General features: G+C 46.3%; 14 protein-coding genes. 13 read left to right on the plus strand and 1 reads right to left on the minus strand.

Features of this window, described 5'->3' with window-relative positions:
* The first annotated feature begins 3 nt into the window (after window positions 1-3).
* From DWV57_RS11860 to DWV57_RS14580, 3 genes are all read left to right on the plus strand, one after another.
* A complete protein-coding gene (locus tag DWV57_RS11860; RefSeq protein ID WP_120020890.1) occupies window positions 4-354 on the plus strand; it encodes an LPD28 domain-containing protein in 351 nt (116 codons plus the stop codon).
* A 247-nt stretch (window positions 355-601) separates the two neighbouring features.
* Window positions 602-1,300, plus strand: a complete 699-nt coding sequence (locus DWV57_RS11865) for a recombinase family protein (RefSeq protein WP_120020891.1) — start codon at window positions 602-604, stop codon at window positions 1,298-1,300.
* A 15-nt stretch (window positions 1,301-1,315) separates the two neighbouring features.
* Window positions 1,316-1,456, plus strand: coding sequence for a hypothetical protein (locus tag DWV57_RS14580; RefSeq protein ID WP_165853697.1), 141 nt, complete (start codon window positions 1,316-1,318; stop codon window positions 1,454-1,456).
* Between the two features lie 63 nt (window positions 1,457-1,519).
* On the opposite strand, the gene DWV57_RS11870 is transcribed toward DWV57_RS14580, so the two are convergent.
* Window positions 1,520-1,852 carry a helix-turn-helix domain-containing protein gene (locus tag DWV57_RS11870; protein WP_015537449.1) on the minus strand — a complete coding sequence of 111 codons (333 nt, stop codon included), beginning with the start codon at window positions 1,850-1,852 and terminating at the stop codon, window positions 1,520-1,522.
* A 173-nt stretch (window positions 1,853-2,025) separates the two neighbouring features.
* Between DWV57_RS11870 and DWV57_RS11875 the strand changes: the two genes are divergently transcribed.
* The 10 genes from DWV57_RS11875 to DWV57_RS11915 form a co-directional block, all read left to right on the plus strand.
* The gene (locus tag DWV57_RS11875) at window positions 2,026-3,432 is read left to right on the plus strand and encodes a zinc ribbon domain-containing protein (RefSeq protein WP_165853698.1); all 1,407 of its coding nucleotides are present in this window, start codon (window positions 2,026-2,028) and stop codon (window positions 3,430-3,432) included.
* 19 nt (window positions 3,433-3,451) lie between these two features.
* Window positions 3,452-4,012, plus strand: a complete 561-nt coding sequence (locus DWV57_RS11880; protein WP_120020893.1) for a zinc ribbon domain-containing protein — start codon at window positions 3,452-3,454, stop codon at window positions 4,010-4,012.
* Window positions 4,013-4,043: 31 nt separating this feature from the next.
* Window positions 4,044-5,219: a DnaJ domain-containing protein gene (locus DWV57_RS11885; protein ID WP_120020894.1), complete on the plus strand. Its 1,176-nt coding sequence runs from the start codon at window positions 4,044-4,046 to the stop codon at window positions 5,217-5,219.
* Window positions 5,220-5,375: 156 nt separating this feature from the next.
* Entirely contained in the window at window positions 5,376-6,581 is a 1,206-nt protein-coding gene (locus DWV57_RS11890; protein ID WP_015537454.1) for an ATP-binding protein, read from the plus strand.
* A complete protein-coding gene (locus DWV57_RS11895; protein WP_120020895.1) occupies window positions 6,578-7,261 on the plus strand; it encodes an RloB family protein in 684 nt (227 codons plus the stop codon). Before DWV57_RS11890 ends, DWV57_RS11895 begins: the two co-directional genes overlap by 4 nt.
* A 173-nt stretch (window positions 7,262-7,434) precedes the next feature.
* Window positions 7,435-8,286: a hypothetical protein gene (locus tag DWV57_RS11900; protein WP_133303649.1), complete on the plus strand. Its 852-nt coding sequence runs from the start codon at window positions 7,435-7,437 to the stop codon at window positions 8,284-8,286.
* 193 nt (window positions 8,287-8,479) lie between these two features.
* The gene (locus DWV57_RS14585; RefSeq protein ID WP_165853699.1) at window positions 8,480-8,632 is read left to right on the plus strand and encodes a hypothetical protein; all 153 of its coding nucleotides are present in this window, start codon (window positions 8,480-8,482) and stop codon (window positions 8,630-8,632) included.
* A gap of 9 nt (window positions 8,633-8,641) precedes the next feature.
* Entirely contained in the window at window positions 8,642-8,914 is a 273-nt protein-coding gene (locus DWV57_RS11905) for a hypothetical protein (protein ID WP_120020897.1), read from the plus strand.
* Window positions 8,915-9,028: 114 nt separating this feature from the next.
* The gene (locus tag DWV57_RS11910) at window positions 9,029-9,772 is read left to right on the plus strand and encodes a hypothetical protein (RefSeq protein WP_120020899.1); all 744 of its coding nucleotides are present in this window, start codon (window positions 9,029-9,031) and stop codon (window positions 9,770-9,772) included.
* 111 nt (window positions 9,773-9,883) lie between these two features.
* Window positions 9,884-14,219, plus strand: a 4,336-nt coding sequence (locus DWV57_RS11915; RefSeq protein WP_207666261.1) for an InlB B-repeat-containing protein, incomplete at its 3' end; no start/stop codon positions are given.

Below are 14,219 nucleotides of genomic sequence, written 5' to 3' on the forward strand. Positions count from 1 at the left end.
TCTGTGACTTTTGATGCAACGACCCAACGCTATGAGGAAATCACCGTCTATGACAAACCTGCGCTGTTCACCAGTGTCCGCATTAAGCGGGATTCTGTTCCTGCTGGTCTGTATGCCTACGATGTGCGGCATGATGATGACTGCCGGGGGATTCCCTGTGAGATTGCACCATTTATCATGGTCAATCACTGGGGAACGATTATTCTTGCAGAGCCGTTGGAGCTGCCCAATGATGGACGGCGGTACATTGATGAAGAGACGGACTGGAACTATGATCCGTTTGGAGGAGCAGAGAAAAATCAAAAGCCCTGCGTGACGGTGGAAGAGTTTATGAATCAGTATCTGAACCGTTGATAAGAGCGAGCCGTGTCGTTCCTTATAAAGTTCAAAAGTCATCGCAGGGGACGAACGGTGCGAACCGTTCGTCAACGGAGATAATCTTTTGAAGTTTATGAGGGATGACTAAGGCTCGCAGGAAAAAGTATTAAAATTGCCGTGGGTACAGAAAAGTATCAATCATAGTGTGATGAAGCCGATTTGTCTTAGCAAATCGGTGACGCTAAAATGACGTTCGGCATTTTTGATACGGAAAGAAAAGGCTATGAGCACTTATGGTTATTGCAGGATTTCCACTGCAAAGCAGAGCATTGACCGTCAGGTTCGCAATATCAGAGCTGAATACCCGACAGCTCACATTGTGCAGGAAGCCTATACGGGAACTTCCATCCTTCGGCCAGAATGGAGCAAGTTGTATCGAATCCTGAAAAAGGGAGATACAGTGGTGTTCGATTCCGTCTCCCGAATGTCCAGAAATGCAGAAGAGGGATTTTCACTGTATGAAGATCTCTATCATAAAGGTATCCGGCTGGTATTCTTGAAAGAGCATCACATTGATACCGAAACTTACCAAAAGGCCCTGTCCGGCAGCATTGCCATGACAGGAACCAATGTGGATTTTATTTTGAAGGGTATCAACGAATATCTGATGGCATTGGCAAAAGAGCAAATCAAGTTGGCTTTTGAGCAGTCTGAAAAAGAAGTGGCCGATTTGCACCAGCGTACTCGTGAGGGTCTTGTAACAGCAAAGCTGAATGGAAAACAGGTTGGCCGCAAGAAAGGCACTGGATTTGAAACCAAGAAGTCCAAAGCGGCCAAAGAGAAAATCCGCATCCATTGTAAGGCTTTTGGCGGTACATTGGACGATGTGGAGTGTATGAAACTGACAGGACTTGCCCGGAATACCTATTATAAATACAAGCGGCAGATTCGGGCCGAGTTGGCTGACGAGGAAAAAACTTAAAAAGGAAAAGCTGTTATGAAAAATGAAAAATGTGCAAAAGAAGAACCCCATAGCGAATTTACAAAAGAGGAACAAGAGGAATTTTTGAATTTGCTGGGTCGCATAACCCCGGAACAGCGTGAAGCACTGAAAAAAGTTCTGAAGTCCTTTACTTAATGAAGAAGGATGTCGAGTGACGCAGTGGTTGCTCGACATCCTTCTTTTTTGTAAATGTGTGTATTATTCAGGTAAAAACGCTTGAATCAAATCCAAGATAGCAGTTCTTTGTGATGGAGAAAGTCTATCCCAAGTGGTTAAGAGGGATTTCTGCTCCTCTGTTAGATGATGAATGGCAGCGTCCTCTTCAAAAAACTGTGAGAGGGTGATGCCAAGGCCGTGACAAATTTTTTCAATCGAGGTCACGTTGGGCTGAAGATTTCTTCTGCGCCATGTTGATAAGGTTGATTGCGTCAGGCCAGAGTTCTCGGCAAGGGTGTATTCAGACCATCCACGAGCTAACCGCTCCCGGTCAATTCTTCCCAGAATGTCAAAGTTCGGCTTCTCGCGTTCCATGTCATTGCCCTCCTTGGATAAATCGTAGTGCTACTTACGATTTTAAGTGTGGATGCCTTGACAGGTAATTCTATAAATCGTATAATTTTAACAAGATAAATCGTAATAATGAGCAGCGATTTTGTCTTTTTTGATATGAAATGCTCACAAACTGCAAAGGAGATCATGTAGCTATGGCAGATTTTTGCTATTTTTGCAAGAAGAAAATTGGCTTTTTTGATACATCATCAAGGACGGCTTTTGCCCAGACCGTATGCGGAAATTGTGTAAACAAAGTTAATCGCGTTGCAATCCTATACAATAGGGAATTTTCGGAATACACGCTATATTCACTGGAAGATGCCGGAAAGATCCTAGAGAAAGCACCGTCTTTTGAAATGTATATAAGTAGGTATTTGAAAATTCGTGCTGAATATGAGCCACAAATTCAACATTACCAAGAATTGGCTGAAAAAGAGAAAAAGACACTAAAAGAAATCGAAAAAGGCATGGATGATGACAGAAGAGAATACGAAGCTGAACTGAAAGAATGTGAAAAGGAATGGAAAGCAGAACGTGCATCGTCTGACTATAAAAATGAACTTAAGGAGTATGAAAAAGCAAGACGAAGAGGCGATGAAGTAGCAGCACGCACCTTGAAGAGACTTATGGATGCTGTTGATGACAACTATCGAGCGGAGGTTGAAAAAAAGCAGAATTCATATAATAGGTTTCAAAGAGAACCACTTGAGTTATGTGAAGAGTGGAAAAGCATTGTTAAATGCTACGAAGCGATAGTTAATCGATTGAGAAATTATCAGGCGGTTAAAGAGTATGTTTTTCGTGTGACGGAGGTTCCATCGGAAAAGCTAGTCCTGGGACATGAGATAGAAAGACGGTCAGAAGAAAAAAGTGAAGGCAGAGAATATATTCTGTTGTATTTGAAGAAAATCCTTAAGGTTGATGAGTCGCGATTGCAAGAGGCAGCGAATAATGATGTGATTCTCGCAGAATTTGGAAAAAGCTGGATAAATAGCGGAGTTGAAAAACTACTTATTAAGGAGCGACTAAATGAAGGAAGCATAGAAAGACTTCAGCATGCAATTAAATCACATAAAATTCTGCTAAGTACTGTAAGCGATCCGGATATTCTTAGACAAGCGGAAGATGCGATGGATGAATCTGAAAAAACTTTAGATGAGTGTATGAAAACGAGGTGTGATTTAGATAAAGAATTTAACCGTAAAGATTTAGAATTAAAAGCGGCATTTAATCGATTGACGGAACCAGATACTCGGAAGCTGGCTTCAGAAAACAATACCAATAGTGCAAACATAGTAAAAGCTACAACTACAAAGCAATCGAATAACAGTCAAACGGTAACAATAGCACAGCCTGCCGCAGTAAAACCGAGTGAAAAACAGGAAAAAGGTGTTGCTTGCGGTAACTGTGGGAAGGAAAACAAAGATGGAGCTAAATTCTGTCGGTATTGCGGAACACCGCTTGTTGCCAAATCCATCCGGTTTTGCACGGAATGTGGACATAAAATAAGACCGGGGGGAAAATTTTGTCCTGCGTGCGGTACGAAAGTTGAAGATTAAAAGAAATGGGTGATGTAAAATGAGCAAAAAATGTATTTACTGTGGTGCCGAGTTAGAAGACGATGACCTTTTTTGTGATGTATGTGGTCGGAAGCAAGAAGAGAACACTTCACACAAGGCAGTACAGACGTCATCACAAGAAGAAATTTCAGCTGTAGAAGAAAAGACTAAGGAAGAGGTCGTTTTAGATGTTTCCCAAGCTACGGAGCCAGAGCCTCAGCAAGCATCCGAGGCAAAAGATATAGTAGAAGTGAAGATGTCAGAACCTGAAAAGGCAGAAGAAAAGCCTGAACAGAAAAGTGAAAAAGTATTAAGAAATGATACTGCTAAAGCTGTGACAACGCAACCTAAAAGTGGCATACGAAAAGTCAGGGATATTGTGCTTTGGATTTTGACCGTTGTTATGGTTCTTTCGGTGGTTGTAGCCGTAATATCCGGGATGGGTGTAATGTCAGTGGCGTATATTATCGCAGCTGTTGTTCTTTGTCCAAAGTTTAAACCGGAAATGGGTTTCTGGAAACGCATCTTGATTATGTTTGGAGCGTGGATTGCGGTCTCGGTAGTGCTTACTATACTTTGATTAACGTAAAAAGAGCATTGCGGAGGAACAGATGAAAGATTACTATAAAATCTTACAAGTAGCATCTGATGCGTCACCAGAAGTAATTCAGATGGCATACAAGGCTCTTGCAAAAAAATATCACCCGGACTTAAATCCGGGACAGGAAGAAGCAATGCAAGAGAAAATGAAAGATCTGAATGAAGCTTATGAAATTTTGTCGGATAAAGATAAAAGATGGCAATATAATCAGAGCTTTTATCAAAATGAAGAATCGTCACATTACTCGGAATCGGAACCGCCAAGAAACTCTTGGACAGAATCATCGTATAGAGCACAAGCGGAAACAGCATCACAAGGCAGTAAAACTACTTCAGGAAAAGGCTGCGCAAGGACTGGCTGCGGATGTTTGACTGTGCTTATTGTGATTTTTATGTTGATGTGTGTTGTAGGAAGTTTTTCGTTAACGAAAGAGAATAAATCAGCTTCTGCGTCAGAAGTAAGCACAGCGGCATCAATGAACGATCAGCCAGAGAGTAGGACGGAAGAAACCATGCCCATTAGTAATGAGACAAAGGCTTCCTCTGAAATTCAGAATGGTCCAACCTATAACTCCGTCGATCCACCTGATTCTACTGATTCTAGGCAAGAAATTCTGGTGGAGGCAACCGGGAGTAATGCAATGCTGACGCTCTGGACATATCGGGATGGTCAATGGGTCGAGGACATGAGCACTACAGCAGCGATTGGCTCAAATGGGCTTACAACGAATAAGACGGAAGGCGACCACATGACACCAGAGGGAACGTTTCCAATCTATTTTGCTTTCTCTACAAAAGTAAAAAATACAAAAATCGCTTTTGAAACAATTAGTGAAGATAGCGTATGGGTGTGTGATCCAGAGTCTATCTACTATAATACCCTTCAATCTAAGAATAACCCCGATAAGGATTGGGCAAATAAAGGCGGAGCGGAGAATATGTACCCGAAATTCTCGAAAGGTTCTTCAAATGCCTGTATTTGTTTCGGCTTTAATGGAGATGGCTGGAGTCCGTATGGTGCAGTAGCTTACGGTGGCTCGGCACTCTTCATTGATGGTGTCGGTGAGAATGGTAAAATGAACTCTGGATATGGTGATATTAAGATTTCCGGTGCAGATATGACGAAGCTGTTGTCGTATCTGGACTCTGACTATAACCCGACGATTACAATTCGAGCAACGCAATAAGCTGAAAAAAGACCTCCGCTTTCATTTATGGGAGAAAGCGGAGGTCTTTTACTATCAGAAAAACGCTTATAAATGGATAATGAGAACAAAACTTTCCGAAATGCTGGAATAAAAATCAAAAATGAGCTATAATAATAACAGGAAGGAGTTGAAAGAATGCTTTGCCAGTTTTCTTTTCAGAATTTTAAGTCTTATAAGGATGAAACAACATTCGATTTCCGCGCAATGGCGATTCCGGAGTTTCAGGATGCCTTGATTCGGCAGGAGAAAGCGGAAGATTTGCTTCCGGTCAGCGCGGTCTATGGCCCTAATGGTGGCGGTAAGACAAATCTGCTTCAGGCATTCTTTTGCCTGATTAACCTTGTTGTGAAGCCGATTCATGCATTGGAGAAGAATCGGCAGCCAATGATTTTCCAGCAGGGCAGCAGTGTGGCTCCCTTTATGCTGGATGAAAGTTCTGCGAATGAACCTACGATTTTTCAGGTGTTCTTCCGTGTAGACGAGAAGGAATACCAGTATTACATTGCGCTCAAGGAAGAAATTGTTTTTGAGTCTCTGCTGTGGCGCACTCTTGGCGGCAAGAAGACGGGCCTGATTTTTGAACGAGACGGCCAGAAGATTGAATTGGGTGCAAGTATCAATAAGGCAAGCATCAACTTGGACGTCAACCCGAAGATGCCGTATCTTTCTTTTTTGGCAATCAACTACAATATCCCTGTGATTGCAGAAGTGCAGAATTGGTTTGAATCCTGTATTACACAGAGCTACGCAAACCCCAGAGCAGAAAACATTGTGCTGGTGTCCAAGAGTGAGACGACTAAGGAAAGCCTGATTCATGCACTGAATGATGTAGGTATTGATTTGTCCGGTTATCGCTATGATGAGGATAGCAAGCACCTGTTTACGCAGAGAACGATCAATGGCAAAGTCTATGAGCTTCCCTTTGAAGCGGAATCGGATGGAACCAAGAAGATGATTGCAGCCTTGCCGGTTCTGATGGTAGCATTGCAGGAAGGCCGCACAGTGGTTGTGGACGAATTGGATGCCAAGCTGCATCCGAAGCTGCTCCGGTATGTGATTCAGATGTTCAAGAATCCGGAGCTGAATAAGAAGGGCGCACAGTTGCTATTTAGCTCTCACGACCTGACCACGATGAAGAATACAGTTTTCCGCCGCGATGAAATTTGGTTTGCCGCAATGAATGACAACCATGAAAGTGAGATTTACTCACTTTATGAGTTCCGGCAGGAGGACAATACTCGCGTCAAGAGCACAGCGGCCTTTGATAAGCAATATCTGGAAGGCCGATATGGTGCAGACCCCTACCTTTCTAATATGCTGACAGGGAGGGATTGGGCATGAGTCTGAAACCTCCGAAAAAGAGTGACCTTGGAAAAAGCTGGATGAAGAATCGCCGTGATAAGGCGAGGATGATTCAGCCGGAATACCACTTGATTGCATCTGAAGGTACAGAAACCGAGCCGCAGTATTTTGGCGCAATTCAGAAAATCATCAATGCTAAGTACCGTGATAGAATCCAGCTAAAGGTAGAGGGCATTGGCGACAATACGGTGAATCTGTTGATGAAAGCTCGTCAATACGTTCAGAATAACGGCATTGTGTTTAAGCACGTCTGGATTGTCTATGACACAGATGATTTTCCGGCAGAAAATATTGACATGGTAGCACAGCTGTGCGAAGAATACAGTACACAAGGTGAGACGATTTACCATGCTGTATGGTCGAACCAGTGCGTAGAACTGTGGTATTTGCTGCATTTTATGTATATGGATACTGATATTGATAGATCTCGTTACTGGCCGAAGCTAAGCGATTGGCTGAAAAACATTGGCGCAGGGAGTTATGAGAAGAACCGCCCGGATATGTATGGAGTGCTGCGACCTTACATGGACATTGCGATTGCCAACGCAAAGCGATTGGACAAACAAAATGAAGGACGGAAGCCCTCTGAGTCAGCACCCGGAACGAAAGTTTATGAACTGGTTGAGATGTTGAAGCCTTATCTTTCGGACACACAGTGACCATTATAATAGAAGGATAATTATGCCTTCTCAAAAGTAAGTTTCTAAATGCCTATGGATTTTCCAATGGAATCCATAGGCATTTTTTCTGTAAAGGATAGAAGAATCTTGTTTTATGAGTGGCGGGACGGTATAATTAAGTTACAACTATGAATATGAAAGGCAGGACTTCTGTGAAGAAGATATTCGCAAAATATAAATGGCTGCTGATTGCGCTGCTTATGATTTCAATAATCGCTGTTCCGATGGTGGTTAATACCCTCTTTAAGTTTTCTAGCAATTTTTCGGCAGAGTGGTCGGCAGGAGATGCGCTTTCCTATGTTTCTGGATTGCAAGCTTTGCTGGGTACCATTATACTTGGCATTATCACTGTTGAGCAGGGACAAGACGCACAAGAAGTCAATAGGCGCTTAAGCGAAGAAAATAATAGGCTCCAAAAAATAATGGCACAAAAACTTTTACCTGCTGTGAAGCTAACAAATCCATCATGCAAACCGACAGTGCTTCATCGTGGAGCGCTGTCGTATGTGCCACAGTCCAAACAGTTTAGAATTATTCGGTCTTACTATGGAGATTCCGTACAACATGAAACCAGTGAGATTCGAGTGAATATTGATTCCTTGGTTGAAGAAATAAAGTATATTAAAACAATAGAATTTTCATTGCAAAATATTTCGGAATCAATTATTCGGCATATTCAGGTGGATAGCGTTGATATTGTTGGATTCCAAGGAAAAACAGAGTTAGTGGAGTGTCGAAAATTTGGGCAAGGAGGAATAGGAACGCTACTCGCAACGGGTGATTCTGTGGATGTGAGTCTGAAATTGTATTCCAATAATGCTATTTATAAGGAACTTTGGGATGACGATTTGGCTGGAGTGGCTGTTGTGATGCATTTGACCAATACTACGATTTCTGGGACAACATTTTCGGAATATATTGAATTTGGAATGCAGAATAACGGCCATTATCATATCAACTATGGAGAACCCCTCAAGCAGACAGGGCAAGTGAAGCTGGATTGACTCGAACGCTCTGTAATTTTGGCTGCTGCCCAGGCTGCTATCAAGAACCCCCGCAAGTAATTGCGTGAGCGCTTGAAAAAGCACAAGTAAAGCATCAACTCCCCCTGATTTCCGCAACAGGAAATCAGGGGGAGTTTTTTCTTATGTATAAGAGGCAGATTCGGGCTGAGTTGGCTGACGAGGAAAAGCTGTTATGAAGAACGAAAAATGTGCAAAAGATGAACCCCATGCAGAGGGTGAAAAGAAGGCATTAGTAAAGGTGAGTTCAAACGATACCAATATTGCTATGACTTTCACGCATAAGAGCCAGAAGCATAATGCGGAGGTCGCCGGGAAAGCTGCATAGGAAAAGCGGATGGTTGATTTGAGCAGTGTTTTTATTCCGACCAAAGAAATCCTTTCTAACTCATGGAATCTTTCCAATGTAGTGCAGCAGGGCAATATCATCTTTGATGACACCTACCTTGATATTATTGCGGTGGCAGAAGTCAATGTAGCTTCGGGAAAAGATAATAGCCGAAAAAAGAAGTACCTGAATGAACTGAAAAAAACAGCAAGGGTAAACCACCTCGGTTTCTGTATCAGAAAACTGGGGTGGCTTTTGTTAAAAAGGGGAAATAAACGTTGACGGAAAAGAATAAAAAATGTATAATTTTTACAGGAATGAACCCCACAACGAGGATAATGCGATAAGCGTTATATTGAGATGAGAATAAAGAAAAACGAAAGGAAAGCCTGTGCAATGAGAAAACGGATAGGAAAACGCTTGGTCAGTGCAGTGCTGGCAGTCAGCATGATAGTGAGCATGATGCCGGTTCAGGCATTTGCAAAAGGGATGCCCAGGGCAGAGAGCACTGTAGAGATACTGAAACAGGAAAACGATGCCGGGATGACGGATGATATCATTGAGATCAAGATTGGTTCGGGCAGTTCTTTTGGTGAAGCACCATCTACAGATAACATGAATACAGAATTTTGGTCGTATGGAACAAACCTGCTCGGGATCAAAACGCTGACCTTGAAAAAGGGACAATTCAAGCTGACCGGCGGTGCACTGCAGGATGAAATCAAGCTTTCCATTGAGTCGGGTGCCACATTTGTGGACGGAAAAGTAAATGGCGAGGTTTCTAATGCAGGAACTATCGAAGGCGGTACATTCAGTCATGCTCTCCCGCATACAAGCATGAATGTTGGGCCAAATGGTTCCAAAACGCAGTGGGTCGGAGGAATTGTCCGTAACAGCGGCACCATCACAGGTGGTACATTCAAAGGCCAGCTTTGGAATGGCGGCGTGGTTTCCGGAGGAGTGATTTACGGCGAGGTATATAACAGCGGTGAAATCACTGGAACATCGGAGTTTGCAGTTACAACGGACGACTATGGTAACCGGGGTGGAAACCCAAGTAAATATGGCATCATAAAAAACCTTGAGGGCGGTATCATCAGCGGTGGTTCCTTTGGGAAAAATTGTCAGGTCACGAATTAAGGTACGATCTCTGGCGGAAAATTTGAAATTGGTCGGTTCTACTATCAAATCGAAAATTCCGGCGGTACGATCACGGGCGGCCAGTTTACGGACTGCAAGGTGCTGAATGGCGTGCTGAATAATATTTCGGGCACCATTTCAGGCGGTATGTTTGATAATGGTTATACAGTCAGCAACAGCGGCGGTGTTATTTCGGGCGGCACATTCCGGAAGGGCGCGGTCAACAACACGGGCGCGGGCACAAAAGTCGGCATTGTCAGTGGCGGCGTCTTTAGCGGTACAGTCACATGTGATAAGTGGAGCAAGATCGAGGACGGCGTGTTTATCGGCGATGTGACCGGCCCGACTATCTACGGCGGCGTTTTCAAAAACGAGCCGGATGCTTATTATTTGTCCGCTGCGGTGCGGTATGCGAATGGCACCACAACCTTCTCTTTGCTTAAAAATGGCAATGCCGATGTGAGCGGTGTGCTGGAAAATGTCACGGTGCTGTATGTGGCTTCCGACACGCTGGCAAAAGAGATCACCATTGTGCCCTCCACTGATGTGATCGATGTCAGCGGCAATATTAAATACAACGGAAAGGCCGGCGGGCCGATGCAACTGCGCATGGAAATGCGCGGAAAGAGTAACGACCTTGTGCTGAACTCGATTACTAAAAAAATCCCGAAGTACGAGGACTTCCGCTGGGATCAGGCGCAGAGAAAGGTCGTTTCGGATGTGCCGGGCATGGGCGTGGTCACGACCTATTATAAAAAGACGTTTATCATGCCCACGCAGCCGGGAAGCTATAAAATCACGTACAAGGTGGCGGAAAGCGAGGACTACATTGCCTTTGAAGGCCCGGACGATACTGGATGGACGCTGAACCTTTATACCGTCACGGTGGATGGCGGTACGGCGGACAATACCGTGGCCGCTGCGGGCGATACCATTACTCTGACGCGGGGCAATGCACCGGAGGGCTATTCGTTTGCCTACTGGACGCTGAACGATGAAAAAATCGAGGGCGATACCTTTACCATGCCGGACGGCAATGCGGTGCTCAAGGCGCACTATGACATCAACAGCTATATACTGACGGTCAATGGCGTTCCCGAATCCAAAACATACGGGGACAGCGTTTCCGTCACAGCGGAAGATAAGGTGGGCCGCACCTTCAGCGGCTGGACCGTAGAGGGCGTGACGGTGGAGGATGCATCCAGCAAAACGCTGGAGTTTAAGATGCCTGCCAGTGATGTAACCCTGACGGCAAACTATACGCCGAATCTATATGAGCTGACAGTAGACGGAAGAACGGTGCAGAAAGAATATGACGCAGAAGTCACGGTAACGGCGAAGGACGAGGTAGGCCATACCTTTACCGGCTGGACTGTGGAAGGTGTGACGGTGGAGGATAAAACCAGCCAGACGCTGCATTTCCGGATGCCGGCCAAGGAGGTAAAGCTGACAACGAACTACAGCACCAATCAGTATACGCTGGTCGAGAACGGCATGGCAGATAAACGGTATTACCACGATTGGGTAACACTTCAGGCATGGAACTGGGCGGGCAAGACCTTTGACCACTGGGAAATAAGCGGCGTGGAGATCAGTGAAGAGGAAGCAAAGAAATCGTACCTGACCTTCTGGATGCCTGCCAACGATGTGACGGCGGAAGCAATTTATACCATAGATCTGTATGAGGTCGAAGTCGAGGGCGGACGGGCGGAAGTGGACGGCAAGACCGTGACAGCGGTGCCATACGGCAAGACGGTTACGCTGGTTCCAGAGCCGGAACCCGGTAAGGAGTTTGTCCGTTGGAAGGTGGTAGACGACAGCATAAGCCTGTCCATCGTGAGAAACAGCTTTACCATGCCATGCTGTAACGTCAAGCTCAAGGCTGTGTATAGAGATATCCGCTATACGATAACAATTACTGGTGGTAACGCATCATCGGAAAATTATAAAAAGGCAACAGACGCAAAGTACAATGAACGTATCTATCTGAAAGCCGTACCGGAAAATGTGGGTGATGAACTGGACTACTGGGAGGTCAATGGTCAAAAAATTGACGGCTCGGAGTTCAACATGCCCGCAGAGAATGTGACCATCCGGGCTGTGTGGAAGCGTGCGATATACAAACTCACGCTGGAAGGTGCCACGGCTACGGTAAATGGAAATCCCGCATCCACGGCCCAGTACGGTGACAATGTATGGCTGACGGCTGAGCCGCCATACGGCAAGGAACTGGCCCGCTGGGAACTGTCCGGCCTAGATGGTACGAAGACAATAAAATTTGGCAGAATGCTGAACTTCAAGATGCCGGCAAATGATGTTACTGCAAAAGCGATCTATGAGGATGGCGTATATTCCATTTTCATCACGGGCGGCACCGTGGATAATACAGAGCACAAGGCCGGAGAACTGGTGCTGGTGCAGGTGGACGAAACGCAGTTCCCAAAAGGGCAGACCTTCAAGGAATGGGAAACCGCACCCGAACTGGACATGCAGCCGACGGACGGCGGGTATACCTTTACGATGCCCGGCGAAAGCGTGACCATCAAGGCCGTTTACCAGAACCGCTTCTATGATCTTACCGTGGACGGCAAAACAGAATCCAGAGAATACGGTTCACTGGTCAATGTGACTGCGCCGGAAAAGGAAGGCTACACCTTTGCCGACTGGACCGTGAAAGGTGCACAGGTCGATAACCCATATGACCAGAACCTGCTCTTCCGGATGCCGGCTGGCGATGTGACCCTGACGCCCAACTATACCGTAAACCATTATAGTCTGACCGTAGACGATACGATGGAGTTCAAGGACTATGGTGAGCCGGTTACCGTCACGGCGCCGGAAAAGGAGGGCTACACCTTCACCGACTGGGCAGTGGATGGCGTGACAGTGGCAGACAAAACCAGCAAGACCCTTGCATTCACCATGCCCGCCGGGGATGTGACCCTGACGGCAAACTATGTAATCAACCACTATACTCTGACCGTGAACGGAAAAGCGGAACCAAAGGAATACGGGGAGTATGTCTATGCCTATGCGGAGTACCGCACTGGCTGGATCTTCACCGGCTGGGAAGCAACGGGTCTGGAACTGACTGCGGAAGAAAAGGCTGACAGAGGTATTAGATTCTATATGCCGGCGCACGATGTGACCCTGACGGCGCAGTACGAGGCGGAAAAGTATACCTTGTCCGTTACGAACGGAACCCCGGAAAACACCACAGCCGTGGCGGGCACGGAGGTGACCCTCACGGCCAATGCGCCCGACAAGGGAATGCAGTTTGATCACTGGATTTTGTCAGATGATCTGGAAATCGTTTCTGGAAGCCTGACCGATACGACCATCACGGTAAAGATGCCGTGGGGTGATGCGTATGCGAGCGCATCCTATACGTTTGCGCCGCAGTATACGCTGATAATCGTAATGGACGATGACTATGAGGCCCAGTCACTGACAGCGGACGAGGAAGTTGTCCTGACGGCGAAAGAACCGGCAAAGGGCCGACAATTCGACCAATGGAAGCTTTCGGAGGGGCTGGAACTTGTTTCTGGTGCTCTGACGGATGCGACCATCAAGGTGCGGATGCCGGCAAAAGAAGCATCTGCGGAAGCAGTTTATAAAGAAATACCGAAACCCAAATACACTCTGACCGTAACAAACGGTACGCCGACCAGTAGGCAGGAAGAGGCTGGTACAGAAGTTGTTCTGAGAGCGAACACTCCGGCTGAGGGCAAGCTGTTCGACCAGTGGGAACTTTCGGAGAATTTGGAACTTGTTTCCTGCAACCTGACAGATGAAATCATCACCGTGCGTATGCCGGAGGGCAATGCAACAGCGAAAGCAACCTACAAGGATGCGCCGAAGCCGGAGTACACCCTGACAGTTACCAGCGGCACACCGGCCAGCACGACTGCCGAAGCAGGCACGGAAGTGACCCTGACAGCGAACACTCCGGCTGAGGGCAAGCTGTTCGACCAGTGGGAACTTTCGGAAAATCTGACATTGGTTTCCGGCAGCCTGACAGATGAAACCATCACCGTGCGTATGCCGGAGGGCAATGCAACAGCGAAAGCAACCTACAAGGATGCGCCGAAGCCGGAGTACACCCTGACAGTCACCAGCGGCACACCGGCCAGCACGACTGCCGAAGCAGGCACGGAAGTGACCCTGACAGCGAACACTCCGGCTGAGGGCAAGCTGTTCGACCAGTGGGAACTTTCGGAGAATTTGGAACTTGTTTCCAGCAACCTGACAGATAAAACCATCACCGTGCGTATGCCGGAGGGGAATGCAACAGCGAAAGCAACCTACAAGGATGCGCCGAAGCCGGAGTACACCCTGACAGTCACCAGCGGCACACCGGCCAGCACGACTGCCGAAGCAGGCACGGAAGTGACCCTGACAGCGAACACTCCGGCTGAGGGCAAGCTGTTCGACCAGTGGGAACTTT

Source organism: Faecalibacterium sp. AF10-46 (genome assembly GCF_003604105.1).
Lineage (GTDB): Bacteria > Bacillota > Clostridia > Oscillospirales > Ruminococcaceae > Faecalibacterium > Faecalibacterium taiwanense.